Origin of the sequence: Thermosynechococcus sp. B3, assembly GCF_030323045.1 — a bacterium.
GTDB lineage: Bacteria > Cyanobacteriota > Cyanobacteriia > Thermosynechococcales > Thermosynechococcaceae > Thermosynechococcus.
Genome location: NZ_CP097584.1, coordinates 1652054 through 1671469 on the forward strand (window position 1 = coordinate 1652054; position 19416 = coordinate 1671469).

A 19416-nucleotide genomic window follows, 5' to 3' on the forward strand; every position below is an offset into this window, starting at 1 on the left:
ACACTTAATTATCTTTTGCTTTGTTTCTCAAAAAGCTAACAATTCCATTAAGGAAGGAATAACTCAATTCGGCGCCAGCCCTATTATCACTTTCCCTATTGGACAAGCCTAGGTCAATCTGCTTAGGAAAGGTAGTTGCTGGCGGAGGAGAAATGCTAATGATTTCTTCTACTAAGCCCATCACTATAAAACAAAAACAGATTTTTTGAATCTCTAAGATGTGCAAGCCTAGCGTGTTAGCAATCTCTTGAATTGTTGTTGTGCCATCAATTTGCTCCCATACCTGCCACTCCTTTGCGCTTAACTGCACAGAGGGTGGCTCATGAACTAAAGCGACAATCGTCGAGCTCTCCGAGGGCAATTTATCCATCAAGGATGTCCAGTCGCGTAATAAACGCAGACCTGCTAGGGTAATCGCTTGGGGTGAAGCACTCAGACCGGTCATTTCAGAAAACGGCAGGGGATGACGGCCATCAAACTCGAAATAGCCTTCTTCAAGGCTAAACAGGTAAGGAACAGGCGTCAGCACTTGATGCTTGAATAGTAAACTAAGTTGCTGTGTGTCCAAGATTCCTTGGGATTTTAGGAAAATCCCCAAGGGTACATTTTGAGAATATCGGTCCATCACTCGTTGAATGGTCAAAGGGTGTAATAATTTCCGCTGCTCAATCAATTGCCACAAACCTTGTTGGTTGAGTGTAGTGGTTGCTGCTACCACGTTTCCATAACGAAAAAAGAGGTAGTACTCTTGCGATTGCGGTAGCACGGTTAAAATGTTTGGCATATTGATCAACTTTATGGAGAGGCATCCTGTACGCTGCCCTTGTTCCAACAACCGAAAAACCTCTCCTAGCGAAAATTCTGAAAAGTAACCGCTAATTTTCATGGGAATCTCCTCTTGAATTCAATCACTCAAGTTGTTGTCTTTTGACTGTAGCGGTGGCATCCGGAGAAGTGATTGGTCTAGCTTGGAATCGGACATATTCTTGAATAACTGTTGTCAACGCTGTGGCAACCGAAAAACGATCCAAGCTATTCACAGATATCATTGGTGGTCGTCTTTGGGGATCTAAATAGCCAAGGGCAACCCCAATTTCTTCCACCGGCCAAGCGTCAGGATGATCAGCATGACTGCAGCCGATGACCATGGGTATCTGAGTGCGGTGGCGCATGAAAGCAGCGATGCGCCGAGCCATCCGAAAGTCTTGGGGACGATGGGAACTCACTAGCAAAATGAAAGCGTGGGCTTTGCGAATAAGAATGTCCCACATGAAATCAAAGCGCTCTTGGCCAGGAGTACCGTAGAGATGAAGTGCCTTATCAGCACTAAACTGTAAGCGCCCAAAATCCATCGCTACTGTTGTTGTTGGCTTCAGATCAGCAACATGATCACTAGCTTTGCGATCTGTGTCTACAGCCTCAATTTCGCTAATTTTGCGAATAAATGTAGATTTGCCAGCGCCTACTGCACCGGTCACTACGATTCGCATAATTTCCATTGGGTAGTGACCTCAGGCTAGAGACTAACAGTTGGACTCACACTAACGAGTTGTTGTTGCAAATCGGCAATAACGTTCTTAATCTCAAGATTGATAATCCCCAGCTTGGCTGAAGCATCGGCAAGAACCAGTAAAACTGCATCTTCGGTGCAGCTAGTCAGGATGCCATAGCCACTGTTGCCTTCCACCAAAATTCGCTCAATTTGTCCTCGACTCAGTTCCCGACCAATCCGCTCACCTAAGGAGAGCATGGCTGCTGACATGGCGGCAACACGCTCTTCATCCATGCCGCTAGGCAAGACAGCGGCAAGCGTCAGGCCATCCGGAGAAACCAGAGCTGCCCCTTGAACATTGCTGGCAGTGGCTACAAAATTTTGCAGAATTGCTTCAATTTTGACGGCGTTAATGGCCATTTTACCCCCTAGCCCAAAATAAATCGAATAAATGATGGCAAGAGCAAATAGATACCAATGAAGATAAAGAAGAGAATTGCTACATCGCGGTTGCCCCTTGAGCAATTAAACGTTGAAAGAGCGCTTGTGTCCATCCGGTCTCTTGAAGAACTGCTTGGGAAGAGACTTCAAAGTAGGCCTGCTCAATAAAGGCAAGGTCAATCATGCAAATTTTGCTTAAGGCATCCCCAAGAGCCTCCGATTGATTATCTTGGCGCAGTTTTTGCCGTAGAGCGTTGACTACAACTGCCATGGCTGGTACAACATGCTGGGGTCCAATCCCAACCTTGACATGGATAAGTCCAATTCTCCAACGGCGTTCAGCGTAGCTTTTTCCCCACTGATCCATGCCAGTAAACATCTCGTAAAACCATTCCACAAACGTTTGTTTGAGGCGATGAACTCGCCCTTCGGTAGCGTTGAGAATGGCATTCATCTCTTCATCTTTGCCAAGGTAATCATAAAAGACATCTGCCATGGCGGGGGCAACTTCCTTACCCCAAGGTGCTGCTTGGGCAAGCACCGATTTGTCTTCTTCCGTCAACTGCACACGGCGAGTCATAGTTGCCATGAAGGCGGTTGGATCGATAGCCATTGGACTTTTGATTTCAATACTAAGATGACGTGAAATTTCCGACAAAAGGCTAGCACCTTTCTTGAGGCCTGTAAATACCCTGTCGCTTCTAACTGGATTCTCAAAATTGTTGGATTCTGGCCATCGGGGCGCTGTTACCTTGGTGATGGGGTATGGTGGAGTACAGGGTTGATTTACTGTTTGCGGAGTTCCTTTCTATGGCCGATGGCAAACTGCCACCCACAAATGCTTCTACCCCTGAATCCATGAGAGCCAAGGCCGAAAAGACGACAGAACCTTGGTGGCTGGAGATGGCCAAAACCTTGGGGCTGGCTGCTCTCTTGGCCTTTGGTATTCGTACCTTTGTAGCAGAAGCGCGCTATATCCCCACCGGCTCGATGGAAGAAACTCTGCTGATTAACGATCGCCTGATTATTGAAAAGATCAGCTACCATTTCCATGCCCCCCATCGCGGCGACATTATTGTTTTCAATCCAACTCCGGCCTTGCAGCAGGCAGGCTTTCGTGATGCCTTTATCAAGCGGGTGGTGGGCTTGCCTGGGGATCGCGTGGAACTCCGCCAAGGGCGCGTCTATATCAACAATCAACCCCTACCCGAACCCTATCTAGCTCCCTCGACATTTACCTCCGTCGATACCTGTGCCGGTATTCAGCCCTATCTGGCTCAACCCCAAGTGATTCCTGCCAACAGCTACTTGGTCTTGGGGGATAACCGCAATAACAGCTTTGATGGCCGCTGCTGGGGCGTGGTACCGCGCAATTACATTATTGGTCGTGCGGCGATTCGCTTTTGGCCCCCCGATCGTTGGGGGTTGATTACCGATCCCAAGGAACCGCAACAGTGAGGCAAACCCTGCGCACCGAGGTACTCGTTGTGGGTGGTGGCACAGGGGGGGTAGCTGCTGCCTTAACGGCGGCTCGCATGGGAGCACAAACGGTGCTGGTCAGTGAAACCCCTTGGCTAGGGGGCATGCTCACGAGTGCTGGGGTGGCTGCGCCCGATGGCAATGAACTCATGGCGTGGCAAACCGGGCTGTGGGGCGAGTTTCTGCGGGCGATCGCCCAGCGACAGCCGGGGGGGTTAGATCATGCTTGGGTGAGTTTCTTTACCTTTGAGCCAAAGGTCGCCGCTGATCTTTTTGCCGAGTGGGTCAAGGCAACCCCCAACCTGACGTGGCTTGTTGGTGAAGTTCCCCAAGCGGTTTTGCGCCAAGGCAATCGCATCCTCGGGGTGGAATTGACCACCCTCACCCTCCATGCCCAAATCACCATTGACGCCACAGAACTCGGCGATCTCCTTGCCTTGGGGGAAATTCCTCATCGCTGGGGCTGGGAGTGGCAGGCAGACACCGAAGAACCCTCCGCACCGTCAGCCCCCACAGCCTTGACTCAAACCTATCCCGTTCAAGCCCCCACATGGATTGTGGTTCTACAGGACTACGGTGAGGGTGCCACTGCCCCAGAGATTCCCCCTTCCCCCCTTTGGGATGAGCACAAGTTTAACGGTGCTTGGGCAGGCTATGACCCGCTGCACTTTCTCAACTATGGCCGCCTGCCTGGAAACCGCTTTATGCTCAACTGGCCGCAGCAGGGGAATGACTATGGGGTGGGTCTGGAACGGCTGATTAGCTCTGCCCAAGAGCGACAGGCCTTTTGCCAAGAGGCACGCTGGCACGCCCAAGATTTTGCCCGTTATGTGCAGCAACAGTTGGGTCGCCGCTATGGTTTAGCGGAGGATACCTTTCCCCAATTCCCCAGACAGCTAGGGGGGGGAGCCTATGCCCTCCATCCCTATTACCGCGAAAGTCGTCGCCTGATGGGTGTCACCACAATTCACGAGCAGGATATTCTCCCCAGTGCGCCACCGCCCGTTGATGCCCAAGGTCACTACACTGGCATTGCCATCGGCAACTATCCGAACGATCACCACTATCCGGGGATGGAACTCCCCCTGATGCCTAAGTCCATCCGTTGGGGCGGTCGTTGGACGGGAACGCCCTTCGTGATTGCCTATACGTCGTTGATTCCCCAGACGGTAGAGGGCTTTCTAGTGGCAGAGAAAAATATCTCGGTGACCCATATTGCCAATGGTGCCACCCGCTTGCAACCGCTGGTGATGGGCATTGGGCAGGGGGCAGGGTGGTTAGCCGCCACAGCCATTCGCCAAGGGAAATCGCTGCATCAACTGGTGGGCACCCTTGATCTGAAGCCCCTGATTCAGGAGTGCCGACAGGCAATCTTTCCCTTCTTTAACCTGCCGCCGCAACATCCCGAATGGGAAGCTTGGCAACTCCAGACATTAAACACCTTTGATCCCACAGTCCCCCTACCCCCAGAAGTGGCGATCGCCCAGCCCACGCCGATGACCATGAGCCCAAGAATGCAAACTGTCACGGGCGAGTTTGCCAAACTGGGGGAGCAAGCCTATCAACTGCGCACTGAGCAACAGTCTTGGCCTTTGGTGACACTGCACCCCACTGTGAACGATCGCCTGCAAACCTATAGAAATGGGCAACGGATCACAGTGACGGGCTTTATCAACCCCTATGCTCCTTGGATGCGGGTGGAACACGTGGCCTAAGTGTCGCAGCTTAGCTCCCCAAGGCGTTGGTTAAAGCGCAGATTCTCTCTGTAGTCCACAGGGACATCAATGATGGTGGGGACATCCTGTGCCAAGGCGGTTTTTAAGGTTGGGATAAAGTCAGCGGTGGTTTCAATGCGATACCCCTTGAGTCCCATGCTTGCGGCCAATTTAACAAAGTCGGGGTTGCCAAAGCGGACATAGGCGGATTCGCCAAAGTAACGCTGCTGCTTCCACTCAATCAGGCCATAGCCGCCATCATTAAAGATGATGGTTGTAAAGTTGGTTCCTATGCGCAGGGCGGTTTCCAGTTCTTGGCAATTCATCATGAAGCCGCCATCGCCGGTGACTGCCACCACATGCCGCTGCGGATAGACCAATTTCGCCGCTATTGCTCCCGGTACCGCAATCCCCATTGCGGCAAAGCCATTGGAAATCAAGCAGGTATTGGGGCGATCGCAATGGTAGTGACGGGCAATCCACATCTTGTGAGCACCCACATCAGAAATAACAATGTCCTCTGGTCCCATCACTTGGCGCAGGTCATAGATAAGCTTTTGCGGTTTGACAGGAAAACCCTCATCTTGGGCATATTGGCAATAGTCCGCCACAATGTCTTGGCGCAGTTGGACGGCATAGGGGGTGGGCTTATCTTGGCGATCGGCTCGCTTGAGAATTTCATAGAGGGAGTCAGAAATATCCCCCACGACCTCAACAACAGGGATGTAGCTGCTGTCAATTTCTGCATGGGTGGCCGCAATATGGATAATGGGCAAGCGGCCATCGGGGTTCCAGCTTTTCGGGGAATACTCAATCAAGTCATAGCCAACGGCAATCACTAAGTCAGCATGATCAAAGCCGCAGCTAATGTAATCCCGCTGCTGGAGTCCCACCGTCCACAGGGCAAGGGAGTGCTGATAGGGAATGACCCCTTTACCCATAAAGGTATTGGCCACGGGGATATTCAGCTTTTCGGCAAAATGGGTGAGGGCAGCGGCAGCGTGGGCACGAATAGCGCCATTCCCCACTAAGATCAGGGGGTTCTCAGCAGCATTGATCAGTTCAGCGGCCTTGAGAATGCTCTGGAACGAGGCATAGGTTTTTTCGGGCGGGCTAGGCTTGAGGGGATAGCCCTCAGCTTCCATGGCGGCAATGTTTTCGGGCACATCAATGTGAACCGCCCCTGGCTTTTCATTCTGGGCAATCTTAAAGGCCTTGCGGACAATTTCTGGCGTAATGCTGGGGCGGACAATCTGGGCATTCCATTTGGTTACCGGGCTAAACATGGCCACCAAGTCCAGATATTGGTGGGACTCGATGTGCATGCGATCGGTGCCTACCTGCCCTGTAATGGCCACAAGAGGAGCGCCATCGAGGTTGGCATCGGCAACCCCCGTCATTAAGTTCGTGGCACCGGGGCCAAGGGTAGAGAGACACACCCCCGCTTTACCGGTGAGACGACCATAGACATCGGCCATAAAGGCCGCCCCTTGTTCATGGCGGGTGGTGATAAATTGAATGGGGGAGCGACGCAGCGCTTGCAGGACATCAAGATTTTCTTCCCCCGGCAGACCAAAAATGTATTCTACGCCTTCATTTTCAAGGCATTTCACGAGTAATTCGGCGGTATTCATAGGATAGGCGATCGCGGGCACTACTTCCTATCGTAGTTCTGTCTTTTTCGCCCAATCCTTAAATGTTGGCAAATGCTGACGAAATTTATGCCGCGGCCAGATCGGAGATCACCTTGGCCAGATCAATGTCCTTTTGGGTAATGCCGCCGGCATCATGGGTGGTGAGGCAGACCGTGACCCGATTCCAAGAGATGGATAAATCAGGGTGATGTCCGGCCGCCTCAGCGGGATCCACCAGACGATTGACAAAGGCAATGGAGCCAAGAAAATCCTTGAAAACAAACGTTTGCTCAAGGCGATCGCCCGCCAATTTCCAGCCCGCTAGGTTTGCTAGTTGTGCCTCAATATCGGCTGCGGAGAGTCGCTCTGCCATGGTTGTGCCTCAACCCTATTAGCTCTAGGGTAGCAGAGGTAATTTACCAACTGGACTTGACGACCCCCGGCAGTAGCCCTTGGTGGGCCATTTCCCGCAGGGCATTGCGGCAGAGGCCAAAATCGCGATAGTAACCACGAGGACGACCCGTCAACCAGCAGCGATTCCGCAGCCGCGAAGGGGCACTATTGCGGGGCAACCGTTGCAGTTGACGATGGATGCTCATGATCTCTTCTTGGGTTTCGGCGCTGGCCAGTTGAGCCTTGAGTTCTTGGCGTTTGCTGGCGTATTTAGCAACAAGCCGTTGCCGCTTTTTTTCCCGTTCGATCATGCTTTTTTTGGCCATGGGGGTGTGTTTGTCCTCGATAATGATCAATTTGGTATCCTATATCCTATCAAAGAGCGATTTGTTGCTGCAACTGTTGATCCTTGCGGGGTGTTTCTGTGCCCTTACATCTGTACAACACACTGTCTCGCCGCCTTGAACCCTTCTCGCCCCTGCACCCAGAGCGGGTGACGATTTATGCCTGCGGGGTTACGGTGTATGACTACTGCCACTTGGGGCATGCCCGTTCCTACGTGGCTTGGGATGTGCTGCGCCGCTATCTGATGTTTTTGGGCTACCACGTCCACTATGTGCAAAATTTTACCGATATTGATGACAAGATTTTGCGCCGTGCCCATGAGAACGGCGAGACAATGGCCACAGTGAGCGATCGCTACATTGCCGCCTACCACGAGGACATGGCGGCCTTGAATATCCTACCTGCCACTGCTTATCCCCGCGCGACAGAGGTGATTCCAGAAATTATTCACCTCATTCAAGGGCTACTGGATCGCGGCTATGCCTATGTGGCCGGCGGGGATGTTTACTATGCCGTGGCACAATTTCCCAGCTATGGCAAGCTCTCTGGGCGACAGCTTGAGCAACTCATGGCCGGTGCCAGTGGCCGCATTGAGGAAGAGGAGGAGCAGCGCAAACGCCATCCCCTTGATTTTGCCCTCTGGAAAGCCGCAAAGCGGGAGGAAATGGCTGTTTATGAGCCATGGGAAGCCCCCTGGGGAAAAGGGCGCCCCGGCTGGCATATTGAATGCTCGGCGATGGTGCGGCAGGCCTTTGGCGCAACGGTGGATATCCACTGCGGCGGTATGGATTTGATTTTTCCCCACCATGAGAACGAAATTGCCCAATCGGAGGCAGTGACCCAGCAGCCCTTAGCGCGATTTTGGCTCCACAACGGCTTTGTAACCGTAAACGCCGCAAAAATGTCCAAGTCCTTGGGCAACTTCACGACGATTCGTGACCTCTTGGCTCAGGGAGTACATCCTATGGCTCTACGCCTGTTGGTTCTACAAGCCCAGTACCGCAAACCCTTGGACTTCACGCCAGAGGCACTGACCGCCGCTGCCAAGGGCTGGCAAACCCTGCAGGAGGCGCTACAGCTCAATCGGCAGCTCTCCCTGCCCGTCATTGATCCAGAGGCGGTAAAAGCTCACCCCAGTACCCAAGCCTTCTGTCAGGCCATGGATGAGGACTTGAACACCGCAGCAGCTCTAGCGGTCATCTTTGAACTGGCCAAAATCCTGAATCGTGAGCAGCATCGCTATCTCCACGGGGGAGACTGGGGGCGATCGCCCGCTGAGGTGAGTCGCGATTGGCACACCTTGGTTGCCCTTGCTCAGGTCTTGGGTCTAGAGGCCAAAGAGGCGCCAAAACCTTCGCCAACGATGGGACTCACCGATGAGGAGATTCAAAACCTGATTGCCGCTCGCACCGCTGCCCGCCAAGCCAAGAACTATGCGGAGAGCGATCGCCTGCGGGATCTCCTTTTGGCTCAAGGGGTCAAACTCGTGGATCAAAAGGACGGCACCACCCATTGGTTTCGCGTGCCCGCTGGCTCAACCCCCTAACTGTGGAGAACCCTATGCACGATTCCCTTGCTGACCTGCGTCAGGAACTCTTGGCGCTTCTGTGCCGCGATGCCTACCGTGCCGGCGAGTTTATCCTTTCCTCTGGCCAAAAAAGCCACTACTACATCAACTGCAAACCCGTGACCCTCTCAGCGCGGGGCGCTTACCTTGTGGGGCGGCTCTTCTTGGCGCAGTTAGCCCCTGAAGCGGTGGCGGTGGCGGGTCTCACCCTTGGGGCAGATCCCTTGGTGGTGGCAGTGAGCGTGCTCTCCAATGTGCAGGGGCAGGATCGGGCAGCGCTGATTGTGCGCAAGGAAGCCAAAGGCCACGGCACGATGAGCTTTATTGAAGGTCCCCCCTTGCCCCAAGGGGCGGTGGTCACGGTGCTTGAGGATGTGATCACGACGGGGGGGTCTGCCCTCAAGGCGGTGCTGCGGCTCCAAGAGGCAGGCTATGTGGTCAATGAGGTTCTGGCCATTGTCGATCGCCAAGCGGGCGGGGAAGCTGCCTTTGCCGCTCAAGGAATACCCCTGCGATCGCTCTTTCGGATTAGCGACCTCGAAGCCTACCTCAATGCGGTCTAAATTCCCAACCGCTGGTAAATTTCCTCGAGGTGCTTGAGGTGATGTTCAGGGTTAAAGCAGGCCTCGAGTTCTTCTGGTGTCAGGTAGCGCTGAATCTCTGGATCCCCTTTGAGGTTGGCTGCAAAATCGCCATTGGGTTGATTCCAAGCAGCATGGGCGTGTTTTTGCACCAAGGCATAGGCGGCTTCGCGACTCAGCCCCTTCTCCACCAGCGCCAAAAGCACCCGCTGACTAAAGATGACACCGCCGTAGCAGTTCATATTGCGGCGCATATTTTCGGGGTAGATCTGTAGCGTCTGCACCAAGTCAGTCATTTCCACCAGCATAAAGTGGCTGAGAATTGAGCTATCGGGCAAAATCACCCGTTCCACTGCACTGTGGGAAATATCCCGCTCATGCCAGAGGGCAACATTTTCAAGGGCAGCCAAGGCATTCCCCCGCAGCACCCGCGCTAGACCGGTCAGTCGTTCGGAACGAATGGGATTGCGTTTATGGGGCATAGCAGAGGAGCCTTTTTGTCCCTTTGAGAAGAATTCCTCGACTTCAAGGACATCGGTGCGCTGCAGATTGCGAATCTCAACAGCAAAGCGCTCGAGGCTGGCTCCCAAGAGGGCAAGGGTTTGGGCATAGTCGGCATGGCGATCGCGGGAAATCACCTGTGTTGAAGCGGTATCAGGTTGGAGACCGAGTTTTTGGCAGGCGATCGCCTCTACACGCGGATCCACATTGGCATAGGTGCCCACTGCCCCCGAAATTTTGCCTACGGCCACGGTGCGCTGCAATTGGCACAGGCGATCGCGATGGCGCAGCAATTCCGCCAGCCAACCCGCGAGTTTGAACCCAAAGGTAATGGGTTCGGCATGAATCCCATGACTGCGTCCCACCATTACCGTATAGCGATGTTCTTGGGCACGGTGGCGCACTGCCTGAATGAGCTGCTCCAACTGCTCTTGAATCAGCGTCAGACTGGCCACCAATTGCAGGGCTAAACCGGTGTCGAGGACATCGGAACTGGTCAAGCCAAGGTGAATATAGCGTCCGGCATCGCCAACATTTTCGTTGACATTGGTGAGGAAGGCAATGACATCGTGCTTTACCTCTGCCTCAATTGCCAGCACCCGTTGGGGGTCAAACTTGGCCTTGGCTTTGATTTCAGCGACGGCGTCAGCAGGAATATGTCCCAGTTCGGCTTGGGCTTCGCAGACCGCAATCTCAACATCGAGCCATGTTTTGAATTTGTAGGCATCCGTCCAGAGGTTCCCCATTGGGGCAAGGGTATAGCGTTCGATCATGGGCGTGTGCTTATCTAGAGTGATCAAAAACTGCAAGCTAATCGAATGGCGATCGCCTATTTGCGTTCGGGATGGTACACAGTTTCCGCCGTGGCAAAGCCATTGAGGCGATAGATGAGTTGGTAAAGACGGCTGTAGTCCCGCTGGTTAAAGTGCAGGATCAATCGCGGCAGGTGGAGCGTGTGGGTCAAGGCAGGGCGGTTAATGGGTTGCTCGTCTTCCACTTCCCGAGGCAACGGTTCAGTGCGTTCAATCTGCCCCGACACGAGGATGTCTTGAAAATCGCGATTGAGTTCTGCCAAGGCGGCATCACTAATGTCTTGGTTCAACCGCAGCACCAAGCGATCGCCCACATAGCGGCTAGAGTGATAGACACGATAAAAGCCACTCAGATAGGCTAAACCTTCCTCAACACTGGTGCAGATGCGGTAGAGTTCCTGATCTTCACCGTTAATCAGTCCCTTGGCTGCCAGTTCTTCACGAATAAACCGATCCCAATGTTGCCAGTAGGTACCACCGGCAATGTCCATCAAGACCAAGGGCTTAGGGGGGGCTTTGCCCGTTTGGCAGAGGGTCAAGCATTCAAAGGCTTCATCTTGGGTGCCAAAGCCACCGGGGAAGACGGCAATGGCATCGGTTTCCTTGAGCAAAAAGAGCTTGCGCGTAAAGAAGTACTTAAAGTGAATCAGACGCGGATCCCCTTCAATGTAGGGATTGGCACCCTGCTCAAAGGGGAGTTCAATGTTCAGGCCAAAGGACTTATTGGGGCCTGCCCCTTTGTTGCCAGCCTCCATGATGCCACCCCCGGCACCGGTGATAATCATAAACCCCGTGGCACTCGCCGCTTGAGCAAAGCGCACCGCCATTTCATAGACTGGCGCGGTGGAGGGGGTGCGGGCGGAGCCAAAGATCGAAATTTTGCGGGTATGGCGATAGGGGGCAAAGACCCGCAGGGCTTGGTGCATATCCCGCAGGCAGGAACGCAGAATCTTCCAATCTAGTCGTTCCAGTTCCTCATCGGCAATATCCAGAAAAAGTTGCAGGGCTTGGTAAATCACGTCGCCGTGGGGCACACTATCCAAGCGACGAATTAACTGTTCAAGGTCTTGCTGTAGGCTACTTAAAGCGACTCGCGAAAGGGTCATGGCACCCTAAGAACGTTAGCACCCTATTTTATCAGGCAGCGGGATCACCTGATGCAGTGGGTAGGCTGAGGGTAAAGGTGGTAATGCCCGCTTCACTGTCGGCGCTAATTTCACCCTGCAATTGCTCCACGAGTTTTTGGGTGAGGGCAAGGCCTAAACCTGTTCCCCCCTGTTGCCACGGATCGGCATTGGGAATGCGATAAAACTTTTCAAAGATGCGCGGTAGCTCCTCACTAGGAATCTCTGAGGGATTACTCACTTGAATTTGCAGGCGATCGCCCCCGATTGGACCAAAACGGACAACAATCTGTGCGCCAGCAGGGCTGTACTTACAGGCATTGTTGAGTAACTCTGCCAAGATGCGGGCTAAGGCATGGCGGTTGGAGAGGAGGGGCGGCAACGTGGCGGGGCGCAAAATCTCAAGGGATTGCTGCCGCTGTTGCATGCGGTTGCGGAAGGGTTCGAGCACCGAGGGCAGCCAACTGTCGAGATCAATCACCTCCTGTTGAATCTGGCTGCGCCCTGCCTCTAGGCGTTGCAGATCCAGCAAATCATTGATCAATTCCGTTTCGCGGTTGCACTCATTGGCGAGAATGTCGAGGTAGCGTTTCTGGCGATCGTCGGTGGCAAATTGCTTCAGCATATAGATGGCCATTTTCATATTGGCCATGGGGGTACGTAACTCGTGGGAAACGGTGCTCAAGAAATCATCCTTAATGGCATTGAGCCGCTCTAGCTCCTGCATTTTCTGTTCCAGTTCGGCAGTACGGGCGCGCACTTGTCGCTCCAAATCCGCATTGAGTTCTTGCACCTGTTGGTAAAGCTGCGCTTGGTGAATGGCGAGGGCACACTGATCGGCAATGGTTTTGACGAGGCTTAAATCTTCTGGTGTCCAAGACTTGGGCAGAGTTTGTTGCCAAAGCTGGCGATCGCTCGCCAAAACGGACGTTGCCTCACTGGGTTCCCACTCCCAATCGAGGAGCGTAATTTGGCCGAGGAGTTGGCCGAGGTAAATCAGCGGGGTGATTACCAAAGCGTTGACGTTGAAGGTTCTGAAATCCGTTTGCAGCGGCTGCGGTAAATCCGTACAACTCGCCGCCAAGACCACCTGCTCACCGTTGCTGAGGGCAGGCTCAAAGAGGGCGATCGCCTGCTGGTTCAGCGCAATCAAGTGGTTGGGTAAGCTGACAAATTGAGGACGGCTGGCATAGGTAGGGCTATTGGGCGCATGGGTTTGCGTAATCAGGCAGAGGGTCGATCCCAAGGCTTCTAGGAGTAAATCAGCGGTAATTTGCAGGACTTCCGCTGCCACCATGGTGGTGCGCATGGCTTGAATGATGCGGTTAATGATGGCCTCACGGCGGGCTTGGTTGCGCAGTTGTTCCTCGGCTCGCTTGCGATCGGTGACATCCATGACATAGCTGCGGATCAGCTCACTTTCATAGATGTAGTGAATCGATTGCTCGTAGATGCGCCCTTGGTACTCCACCTCCCGCATATGCACTTTTTCTTGGGTTTGCTTCATGTAGCGTGCGAGTTCCGGCAATCCCAGCAATAGAGGATGAGTCAACTTCTGTTGCTGTAGATCCCGAAACTGCATCACTGCCGCTGGATTGAGATACGTCACCCTCCCCTCTAAATCCACTTCCAAAATTGGGTTGGGCGTCAGCTCCGGATAGGAGGCCAAGCGCACTAAGGCCGCTTCACTAAAATTCTCGATATTGCCGTCACTGAGGGGGACAAGTGTTGCAAAGGGATTGGTGCTTTTGGAAAGAAATCCTAAGACATCAGTACTGCGGCAAAAATCCTGAAACTCCGTATCCGTCATGTTGGTCAAGGTCAAGTAGCGGGCACGCACATCGCCGCCAAACACAATCATGTCGCCGCCACGCAAATCATGGGCAACAATCCGCTGGCCATTAACCAAAGTGCCATTCGTACTGCGCTTACCCTGCAAATCACCATCAATGAGGCGAAAAAGATGGCTATTGGTTTCAGGACTGGTCACCCGTAACAAAATCGCGTGCTGCCGTGACACCATCTTGGAGTGAAGCACAATCGAATTCGTTGGATCACGGCCAATGGAATAGGTTGCCGCCTCTAGCAAAATGGGTCGCCGCCCCTCACTGTCTTCGAGGACTAACAGGTGGCGAACCGCCTGCCGCTCGTGGCTCACCGTTGCCTCCTTGCCTAGGACGGCTGGGCACCCTGACGAAAGGATACTGGTGTCGCTGTCGCCTTCCAAGTGGGTTCTTTGACAGGGAGGGTAGTATATTGGCGCACCAAGGCACGGAACTCATCACCGTCAATGGTTTCCTTCTCAAGGAGCAGCTCCACCAGCTTATCAATGGCCACCCGATGCTCGCGGATCAGTTTGCGGGCAATCTCGTAGCAGTGCATAACAATCTCGCGCACTTGGTGGTCAATTTGCACGGCCACAGCTTCAGAATATTCAGCGCGCGGCATGAGATCTCGACCCAGAAAGACCTCGTTGCCCGGCGTTTCAAGGGCTAAGTGTCCCAAATCCGACATGCCGTAACGGGTTACCATTTCCCGCGCCAGATTGGCCACTGCTCGCAAGTCGCTACTGGCACCCACGGTGACTTCAGCATCGCCAAAGATTTCCACTTCGGCAGCGCGCCCCCCCAATAGAATGGTGATCTCATCGAGGAGCCATGCACGGGTATAGAGGCCACTATCCACCCGCTCTTCATCAAAGATCTGCTGGGCAAAGCCGCCAACGCCCCCAGACCGGGGAATAATGGTCACTTTGTTGAGGGGATCCGCATGTTTCAAAAGCGTCATCAGTAGAGCATGACCCACTTCGTGGTAGGCAATCAGCCACTTTTTCTTGCTGTCGAGGAGGGGAGTGAGCGTCATGCCAATCGTTACGCGATCAATGGCATCGTCAATTTCGGCATTGGTAATGGCCGGTTTGCGACGCCGAGCAGTGAGAATTGCGGCTTCATTGAGGAGGTTGGCCAGTTCGGCACCCGAAAAGCCGGGGGTACGGCGGGCGATCGCCTCTAGGGACACCTCGGGAGCAATTTTCTTGTCCCGCGCATGGACTTGGAGAATTTGCAGGCGTCCCTTGTAGCTGGGCAAATCCACGGTAATTTGGCGGTCAAAGCGACCCGGACGCAGTAGGGCAGCATCCAAAACATCGGGGCGGTTCGTTGCCGCAATGACAATAATGCCCGTATTCCCCTCAAAGCCATCCATTTCCGTCAGGAGTTGATTGAGGGTTTGCTCGCGCTCATCATTGCCACCGCCAATGCCGGCACCCCGTTGGCGACCGACGGCATCAATTTCATCAATAAACACCAGACAAGGGGCGTTTTCTTTGGCCTTTCTGAAGAGATCCCGCACACGGGAGGCACCGACGCCCACAAACATTTCCACAAATTCAGAACCAGAAATGGAAAAGAAGGGAACCCCGGCTTCACCGGCGATCGCCTTGGCAAGGAGCGTTTTTCCGGTTCCTGGTGGCCCAACTAGCAGCACCCCCTTGGGAATACGGGCACCAATGGAGGTAAATTTCTCTGAATTCTTGAGAAAGGTCACAACCTCCTGCAGCTCTTCTTTGGCCTCTTCAATCCCAGCCACATCGCCAAAGGTCACCCCCGTTTGTGCCTCCATTTGAAAGCGGGCGCGGGATTTGCCAAAGTTGAGAATCTGCCCAGGGCCGCCGGGGGCATTACTTGCCCGCCGCAAAATCATCAGGAATAAAATCAGCAGAAAGAAGCCCAGCATCAAGTTAGAAATGACGCCAACCACTGCCCCATCACTGCTAGAGGGCACCACCCGCACCGTCGTGTCATAGCGGGTACTCACTTGGCGCAGCAGTTCTACAAGTTCAGGATTGCGATCAAAGAGCCGTACCTCTTGGGGGGGAGATTGTTCGGGTTGATCTTTACGGCGAAACTTGGCTAGCCTCTGTTCCTGATAGAGTTCGACGGAGCTGACTTCACCCGCCTTGAGGGCATTGAGGAATTGACTGTAGGAAACGGTGTTGTTATTGCTCGATTGCCCTAAACCAATGTGAGTGGGAGCTAACGAGAGACCCACGACCAAAGCCAGTTGACTCAGCCGTTGGGAAAGGCGTTGAGCGTATTTCATCGGCACCCGTTTCCGAAATTCAGTTCTAATTTCCAGTTTAACAGCGATTTTTTAGTTCCCTAGCGCCTTGGGTCAGCCACAGCCAAGAATCACCGCCCTAAATATAAAATAGGACAGCATTCTCTTTAGAACGCCCATGGGACTGATTGTACAAAAGTATGGCGGCACGTCCGTCGGTAGTGTCGAGCGCATTCAAGCGGTAGCCCGCAGGGTCAAGGCAACTGTGGCAGCGGGACATCAGGTAGTGGTGGTGGTCTCGGCCATGGGCAAAACTACGGATAGCTTGGTGCAACTGGCCTATGCCATTAGCGATCGCCCCAGTCAGCGGGAAATGGATATGCTGCTTTCCACGGGGGAGCAGGTCTCGATCGCCCTATTGACGATGGCGCTCCATGCCTTGGGGGAACCCGCCATCTCCCTCACCGGTGCCCAAGTGGGCATTGTCACCGAACCGGCCCACACCCGTGCCCGCATTCTCCACATTGAGACCCAGCGCCTCGAACGGCATCTCAAAGAAGGACAAGTGGTGGTTGTGGCGGGTTTTCAGGGGATTACTGCTGCTGCGGATTTTGAAGTCACCACCCTTGGGCGGGGTGGCTCGGATACCTCGGCTGTGGCCTTGGCGGCGGCGCTGCGGGCAGATTGCTGCGAAATTTACACCGATGTCCCCGGCATTTTGACCACCGATCCGCGACTGGTGCCCAATGCCCAACTCATGAGCGAGATTACCTGCGATGAAATGCTGGAGTTGGCGAGCCTAGGGGCAAAGGTCTTGCACCCCCGCGCCGTGGAGATTGCCCGCAACTATGGCGTGGATTTGGTGGTGCGCTCCAGTTGGACGGATGATCCCGGTACCCGTGTCATTGCACCATCGCGGCCGCCGCGTCCCGCGGAAAATCTTGAACTGGGCAAACCTGTGGATGGTGTGGCGCTGGATACGGATCAGGCGAAGGTGGCACTACTGCGGGTGGCCGATCGCCCCGGCGTTGCGGCACAGCTTTTTGGCGAACTGGCACGGCAAAACCTTGATGTGGATTTGATTATCCAATCCATTCACGAAGGGCAAACGAACGATATTGCCTTCACCGTGCAAAAGCGCGTTCTTAAACAAGCCGAGGCTGTTGCTGTGGCCTTTTATCCCCGCTTGAATCCACGGGTTGAAGAGACGGATGTGCTCGTGGATGCCGACATTGCCAAGGTGAGTATCACCGGTGCAGGGATGATTGGCCGACCGGGAGTAGCCGCTCAGATGTTTTCGGCCTTGGCGGCAGCGGGCATTAACCTACAAATGATTTCCACCTCTGAAGTGAATGTCAGTTGTACAGTGGCCGCAGCGGATGCAGGTCGAGCGATCGCTGTTCTCTCCCAAACCTTTGATGTGGAAGCCGCCACCACTGTCCCCCAAGAGACCCCCGATGCCCCAGCGGTGCGGGGCGTTGCCCTTGATCCCAAGCAGGCGCGGATTGCGATTCGCGATGTGCCCGATCGCCCCGGTATGGCGGCGGCAATTTTCCAGACCCTTGCGGATGCCGCCATTAGCGTGGATATGATTATCCAATCCCAGCGATCGCGCTCCCTAGGGGGGGTGATCACCCGCGATATTGCCTTTACGGTGGCCTCTGCCGATGCCGAGCGAGCCACGGAACTGCTCAGGGGGGTTCAGAGCCAATTGGGCTACGGCGACATCCTCATAGATACAGCGATCGCCAAAGTCAGTATTGTCGGTGTGGGGATGATCCACCGGCCGGGGATTGCTGCCCAAATGTTTGCTGCCCTCGCCCGTGAGAACATCAACATTCAAATGATTGCCACCTCGGAAATTCGCGTGAGTTGTGTGGTGGCAGAATCCGAGGGGGTGCGGGCGCTGCGGGCGGTGCATACGGCCTTTGGTTTAGATGGTGAGGCTCCCGTCGTCATTCCCGATGTCGGTAAATAGACCGCCCCATTGGCAAATTGCCCTTGTCCTCGGCGTGGGCGTGTTGGCGGTTTCTACAGCTGCTGTGCTGGTGCGCTGGGGGGTTGCTGGTTTAGCCACCGATTCCCTAGGCATGACCGTGGGGTTGAGTATTTTCTTGGCCAGTGGTCGCCTGAGTTTGGCTGCTCTCTTTTTGATCCCGCAATTTTACACGTGGCCGTGGCTAGACCTGACTCGCCAAAATCTGCGTTGGGCACTGGCGGCTGGGGTTGCCCTTGCGGCGCACTTTAGTCTCTGGTTTACGTCACTGAACTACACCTCGGTGGCAGCCTCAACAACGCTGGTGACCACAACGCCCATCTGGTCGGCGCTCGTCGGGTACCTTTGGCAGCGACAAACCCTTCAACCCCGTGCTTGGGTGGGCATGGCGATCGCCCTTGGTGGCAGTGCCCTGATTGGAACGGCAGAACCGACCAGTGCTGTGGCAAGGAACCCCTTACTCGGAAATGCGCTGGCGATCGCGGCGGCGTGGGCGGTCAGTGCCTACTTTATTTGTGGTCAAGCGGCTCAAAAGGCGGGTCTGGCGATTCGCCACTATGCCCTTGTTGCCTATGCCACTGCTGCTGTGGTGCTCCTCCCCTTGCCGCCCCTCCTTGGCTTTGCCTACACGGGTTGGCCGCTGAAGCTCTATGGTGCGATTCTCCTGCTGGCTTTGATCCCCCAGTTGGTGGGGCACACCAGTCTCAATTGGGGGGTGCGTTGGCTCTCCCCCACATGGGTAACCCTTCTGGTGTTGGTAGAACCGATTGCTGCGAGTCTCTTTGCCCTGCTGCTGTTTGGTGAGGTGCCGACAACGGCAGTGATGACGGGGGGCAGTCTGGTGCTGGTGGGCTTAAGCGTAGCACTGTGGCCTCGTCCCTAGGGGGGTTTCGGCGATCGCCGCCGCTGTTTGAGGGTATCCAAAGCATCCCCCAAGGCGGTAATGAGTCCCTCACGGGTACGGGCATGATTTTGCCGTTCCTCCTCTAGGGCACGCCGTAGCCGTTCATTGTCCAAGAGGGCTTCAATCAGTTGTGCCTGAAGTTCGGCAACAGAGGTTTCACTGCGCACGCGGGCCTCAATCCGTGCCCGCTCATCCGCCCATTCCGGGGCTTCGGGATCTACAGGCGGTTGGGGCGGTTCAGGAACCAGTGACGGCAGTTCATTTGCTCGCGCCTGCGCCCGTTGCAGTTGCTCTTGCAGACGTTGAAGCTGTTCCTGAAAATCTGCCACAGTGGATAAGGCACAGTTAGAAATTCTAGGGCTATTTTGATACG

The 19416-nt window shown here is 54.4% G+C and carries 18 protein-coding genes; 6 read left to right on the top strand and 12 right to left on the bottom strand.

Annotation, left to right across the window (positions count from 1 at the left end):
- Positions 1–4: 4 nt before the first annotated feature.
- The 4 genes from M0646_RS08280 to M0646_RS08295 form a co-directional block, all read right to left on the bottom strand.
- Positions 5–886 (bottom strand): DUF4388 domain-containing protein, encoded by an 882-nt coding sequence (locus tag M0646_RS08280; protein WP_286649510.1) that lies wholly within the window; start codon positions 884–886, stop codon positions 5–7.
- 22 nt (positions 887–908) lie between these two features.
- Entirely contained in the window at positions 909–1499 is a 591-nt protein-coding gene (locus M0646_RS08285) for an ATP/GTP-binding protein (RefSeq protein WP_149819874.1), read from the bottom strand.
- Positions 1500–1516: 17 nt separating this feature from the next.
- On the bottom strand, positions 1517–1912 hold the full coding sequence (locus tag M0646_RS08290) for a roadblock/LC7 domain-containing protein (RefSeq protein ID WP_149819876.1): 396 nt from the start codon (positions 1910–1912) through the stop codon (positions 1517–1519).
- A gap of 79 nt (positions 1913–1991) precedes the next feature.
- Entirely contained in the window at positions 1992–2546 is a 555-nt protein-coding gene (locus tag M0646_RS08295; RefSeq protein ID WP_149819878.1) for a protoglobin domain-containing protein, read from the bottom strand.
- Between the two features lie 197 nt (positions 2547–2743).
- Here M0646_RS08295 and lepB point away from each other — a divergent pair, with 197 nt between their 5' ends.
- Together lepB and M0646_RS08305 are read left to right on the top strand one after the other, a co-directional pair.
- Positions 2744–3391, top strand: a complete 648-nt coding sequence (lepB, locus tag M0646_RS08300) for a signal peptidase I (protein WP_399374375.1) — start codon at positions 2744–2746, stop codon at positions 3389–3391.
- Positions 3388–5127 carry an FAD-dependent oxidoreductase gene (locus M0646_RS08305; RefSeq protein WP_286625303.1) on the top strand — a complete coding sequence of 580 codons (1740 nt, stop codon included), beginning with the start codon at positions 3388–3390 and terminating at the stop codon, positions 5125–5127. Before lepB ends, M0646_RS08305 begins: the two co-directional genes overlap by 4 nt.
- Here the strand turns inward: M0646_RS08305 and M0646_RS08310 are convergent.
- The 3 genes from M0646_RS08310 to rpsN all read right to left on the bottom strand — a co-directional run bounded on the left by M0646_RS08310 (position 5124) and on the right by rpsN (position 7480).
- Positions 5124–6761: an acetolactate synthase large subunit gene (locus tag M0646_RS08310; RefSeq protein ID WP_286625304.1), complete on the bottom strand. Its 1638-nt coding sequence runs from the start codon at positions 6759–6761 to the stop codon at positions 5124–5126. The two genes, M0646_RS08305 and M0646_RS08310, sit on opposite strands and share 4 nt — an antisense overlap.
- Before the next feature lie 85 nt (positions 6762–6846).
- The gene (locus M0646_RS08315) at positions 6847–7134 is read right to left on the bottom strand and encodes a 4a-hydroxytetrahydrobiopterin dehydratase (protein WP_286625305.1); all 288 of its coding nucleotides are present in this window, start codon (positions 7132–7134) and stop codon (positions 6847–6849) included.
- A gap of 43 nt (positions 7135–7177) precedes the next feature.
- Complete coding sequence (rpsN, locus tag M0646_RS08320) at positions 7178–7480, bottom strand: 30S ribosomal protein S14 (RefSeq protein WP_011057663.1); 303 nt, start codon at positions 7478–7480, stop codon at positions 7178–7180.
- A gap of 98 nt (positions 7481–7578) precedes the next feature.
- Here rpsN and cysS point away from each other — a divergent pair, with 98 nt between their 5' ends.
- Complete coding sequence (gene cysS, locus M0646_RS08325; RefSeq protein ID WP_286625306.1) at positions 7579–9045, top strand: cysteine--tRNA ligase; 1467 nt, start codon at positions 7579–7581, stop codon at positions 9043–9045.
- 14 nt (positions 9046–9059) lie between these two features.
- Positions 9060–9629 carry an orotate phosphoribosyltransferase gene (gene pyrE, locus M0646_RS08330; protein WP_149819886.1) on the top strand — a complete coding sequence of 190 codons (570 nt, stop codon included), beginning with the start codon at positions 9060–9062 and terminating at the stop codon, positions 9627–9629.
- Here pyrE and purB read toward each other — a convergent pair.
- The 4 genes from purB to ftsH are packed head-to-tail and all read right to left on the bottom strand — an operon-like array spanning position 9626 to position 16185.
- Positions 9626–10921, bottom strand: a complete 1296-nt coding sequence (gene purB, locus M0646_RS08335; protein ID WP_286649511.1) for an adenylosuccinate lyase — start codon at positions 10919–10921, stop codon at positions 9626–9628. The two genes, pyrE and purB, sit on opposite strands and share 4 nt — an antisense overlap.
- Before the next feature lie 56 nt (positions 10922–10977).
- Positions 10978–12066: an LOG family protein gene (locus tag M0646_RS08340; protein WP_149819890.1), complete on the bottom strand. Its 1089-nt coding sequence runs from the start codon at positions 12064–12066 to the stop codon at positions 10978–10980.
- A 31-nt stretch (positions 12067–12097) separates the two neighbouring features.
- A complete protein-coding gene (locus tag M0646_RS08345; RefSeq protein ID WP_286649512.1) occupies positions 12098–14242 on the bottom strand; it encodes an ATP-binding protein in 2145 nt (714 codons plus the stop codon).
- Between the two features lie 14 nt (positions 14243–14256).
- On the bottom strand, positions 14257–16185 hold the full coding sequence (gene ftsH, locus M0646_RS08350; protein WP_286649513.1) for an ATP-dependent zinc metalloprotease FtsH: 1929 nt from the start codon (positions 16183–16185) through the stop codon (positions 14257–14259).
- Between the two features lie 136 nt (positions 16186–16321).
- Here ftsH and M0646_RS08355 point away from each other — a divergent pair, with 136 nt between their 5' ends.
- Entirely contained in the window at positions 16322–18121 is a 1800-nt protein-coding gene (locus M0646_RS08355; protein ID WP_286625309.1) for an aspartate kinase, read from the top strand.
- A complete protein-coding gene (locus M0646_RS08360; protein WP_286625310.1) occupies positions 18108–19022 on the top strand; it encodes a DMT family transporter in 915 nt (304 codons plus the stop codon). The genes M0646_RS08355 and M0646_RS08360 overlap by 14 nt, the downstream gene beginning before the upstream one ends.
- Here the strand turns inward: M0646_RS08360 and M0646_RS08365 are convergent.
- Positions 19019–19372: a hypothetical protein gene (locus M0646_RS08365; RefSeq protein ID WP_149819898.1), complete on the bottom strand. Its 354-nt coding sequence runs from the start codon at positions 19370–19372 to the stop codon at positions 19019–19021. The two genes, M0646_RS08360 and M0646_RS08365, sit on opposite strands and share 4 nt — an antisense overlap.
- Positions 19373–19416 lie beyond the last annotated feature (44 nt).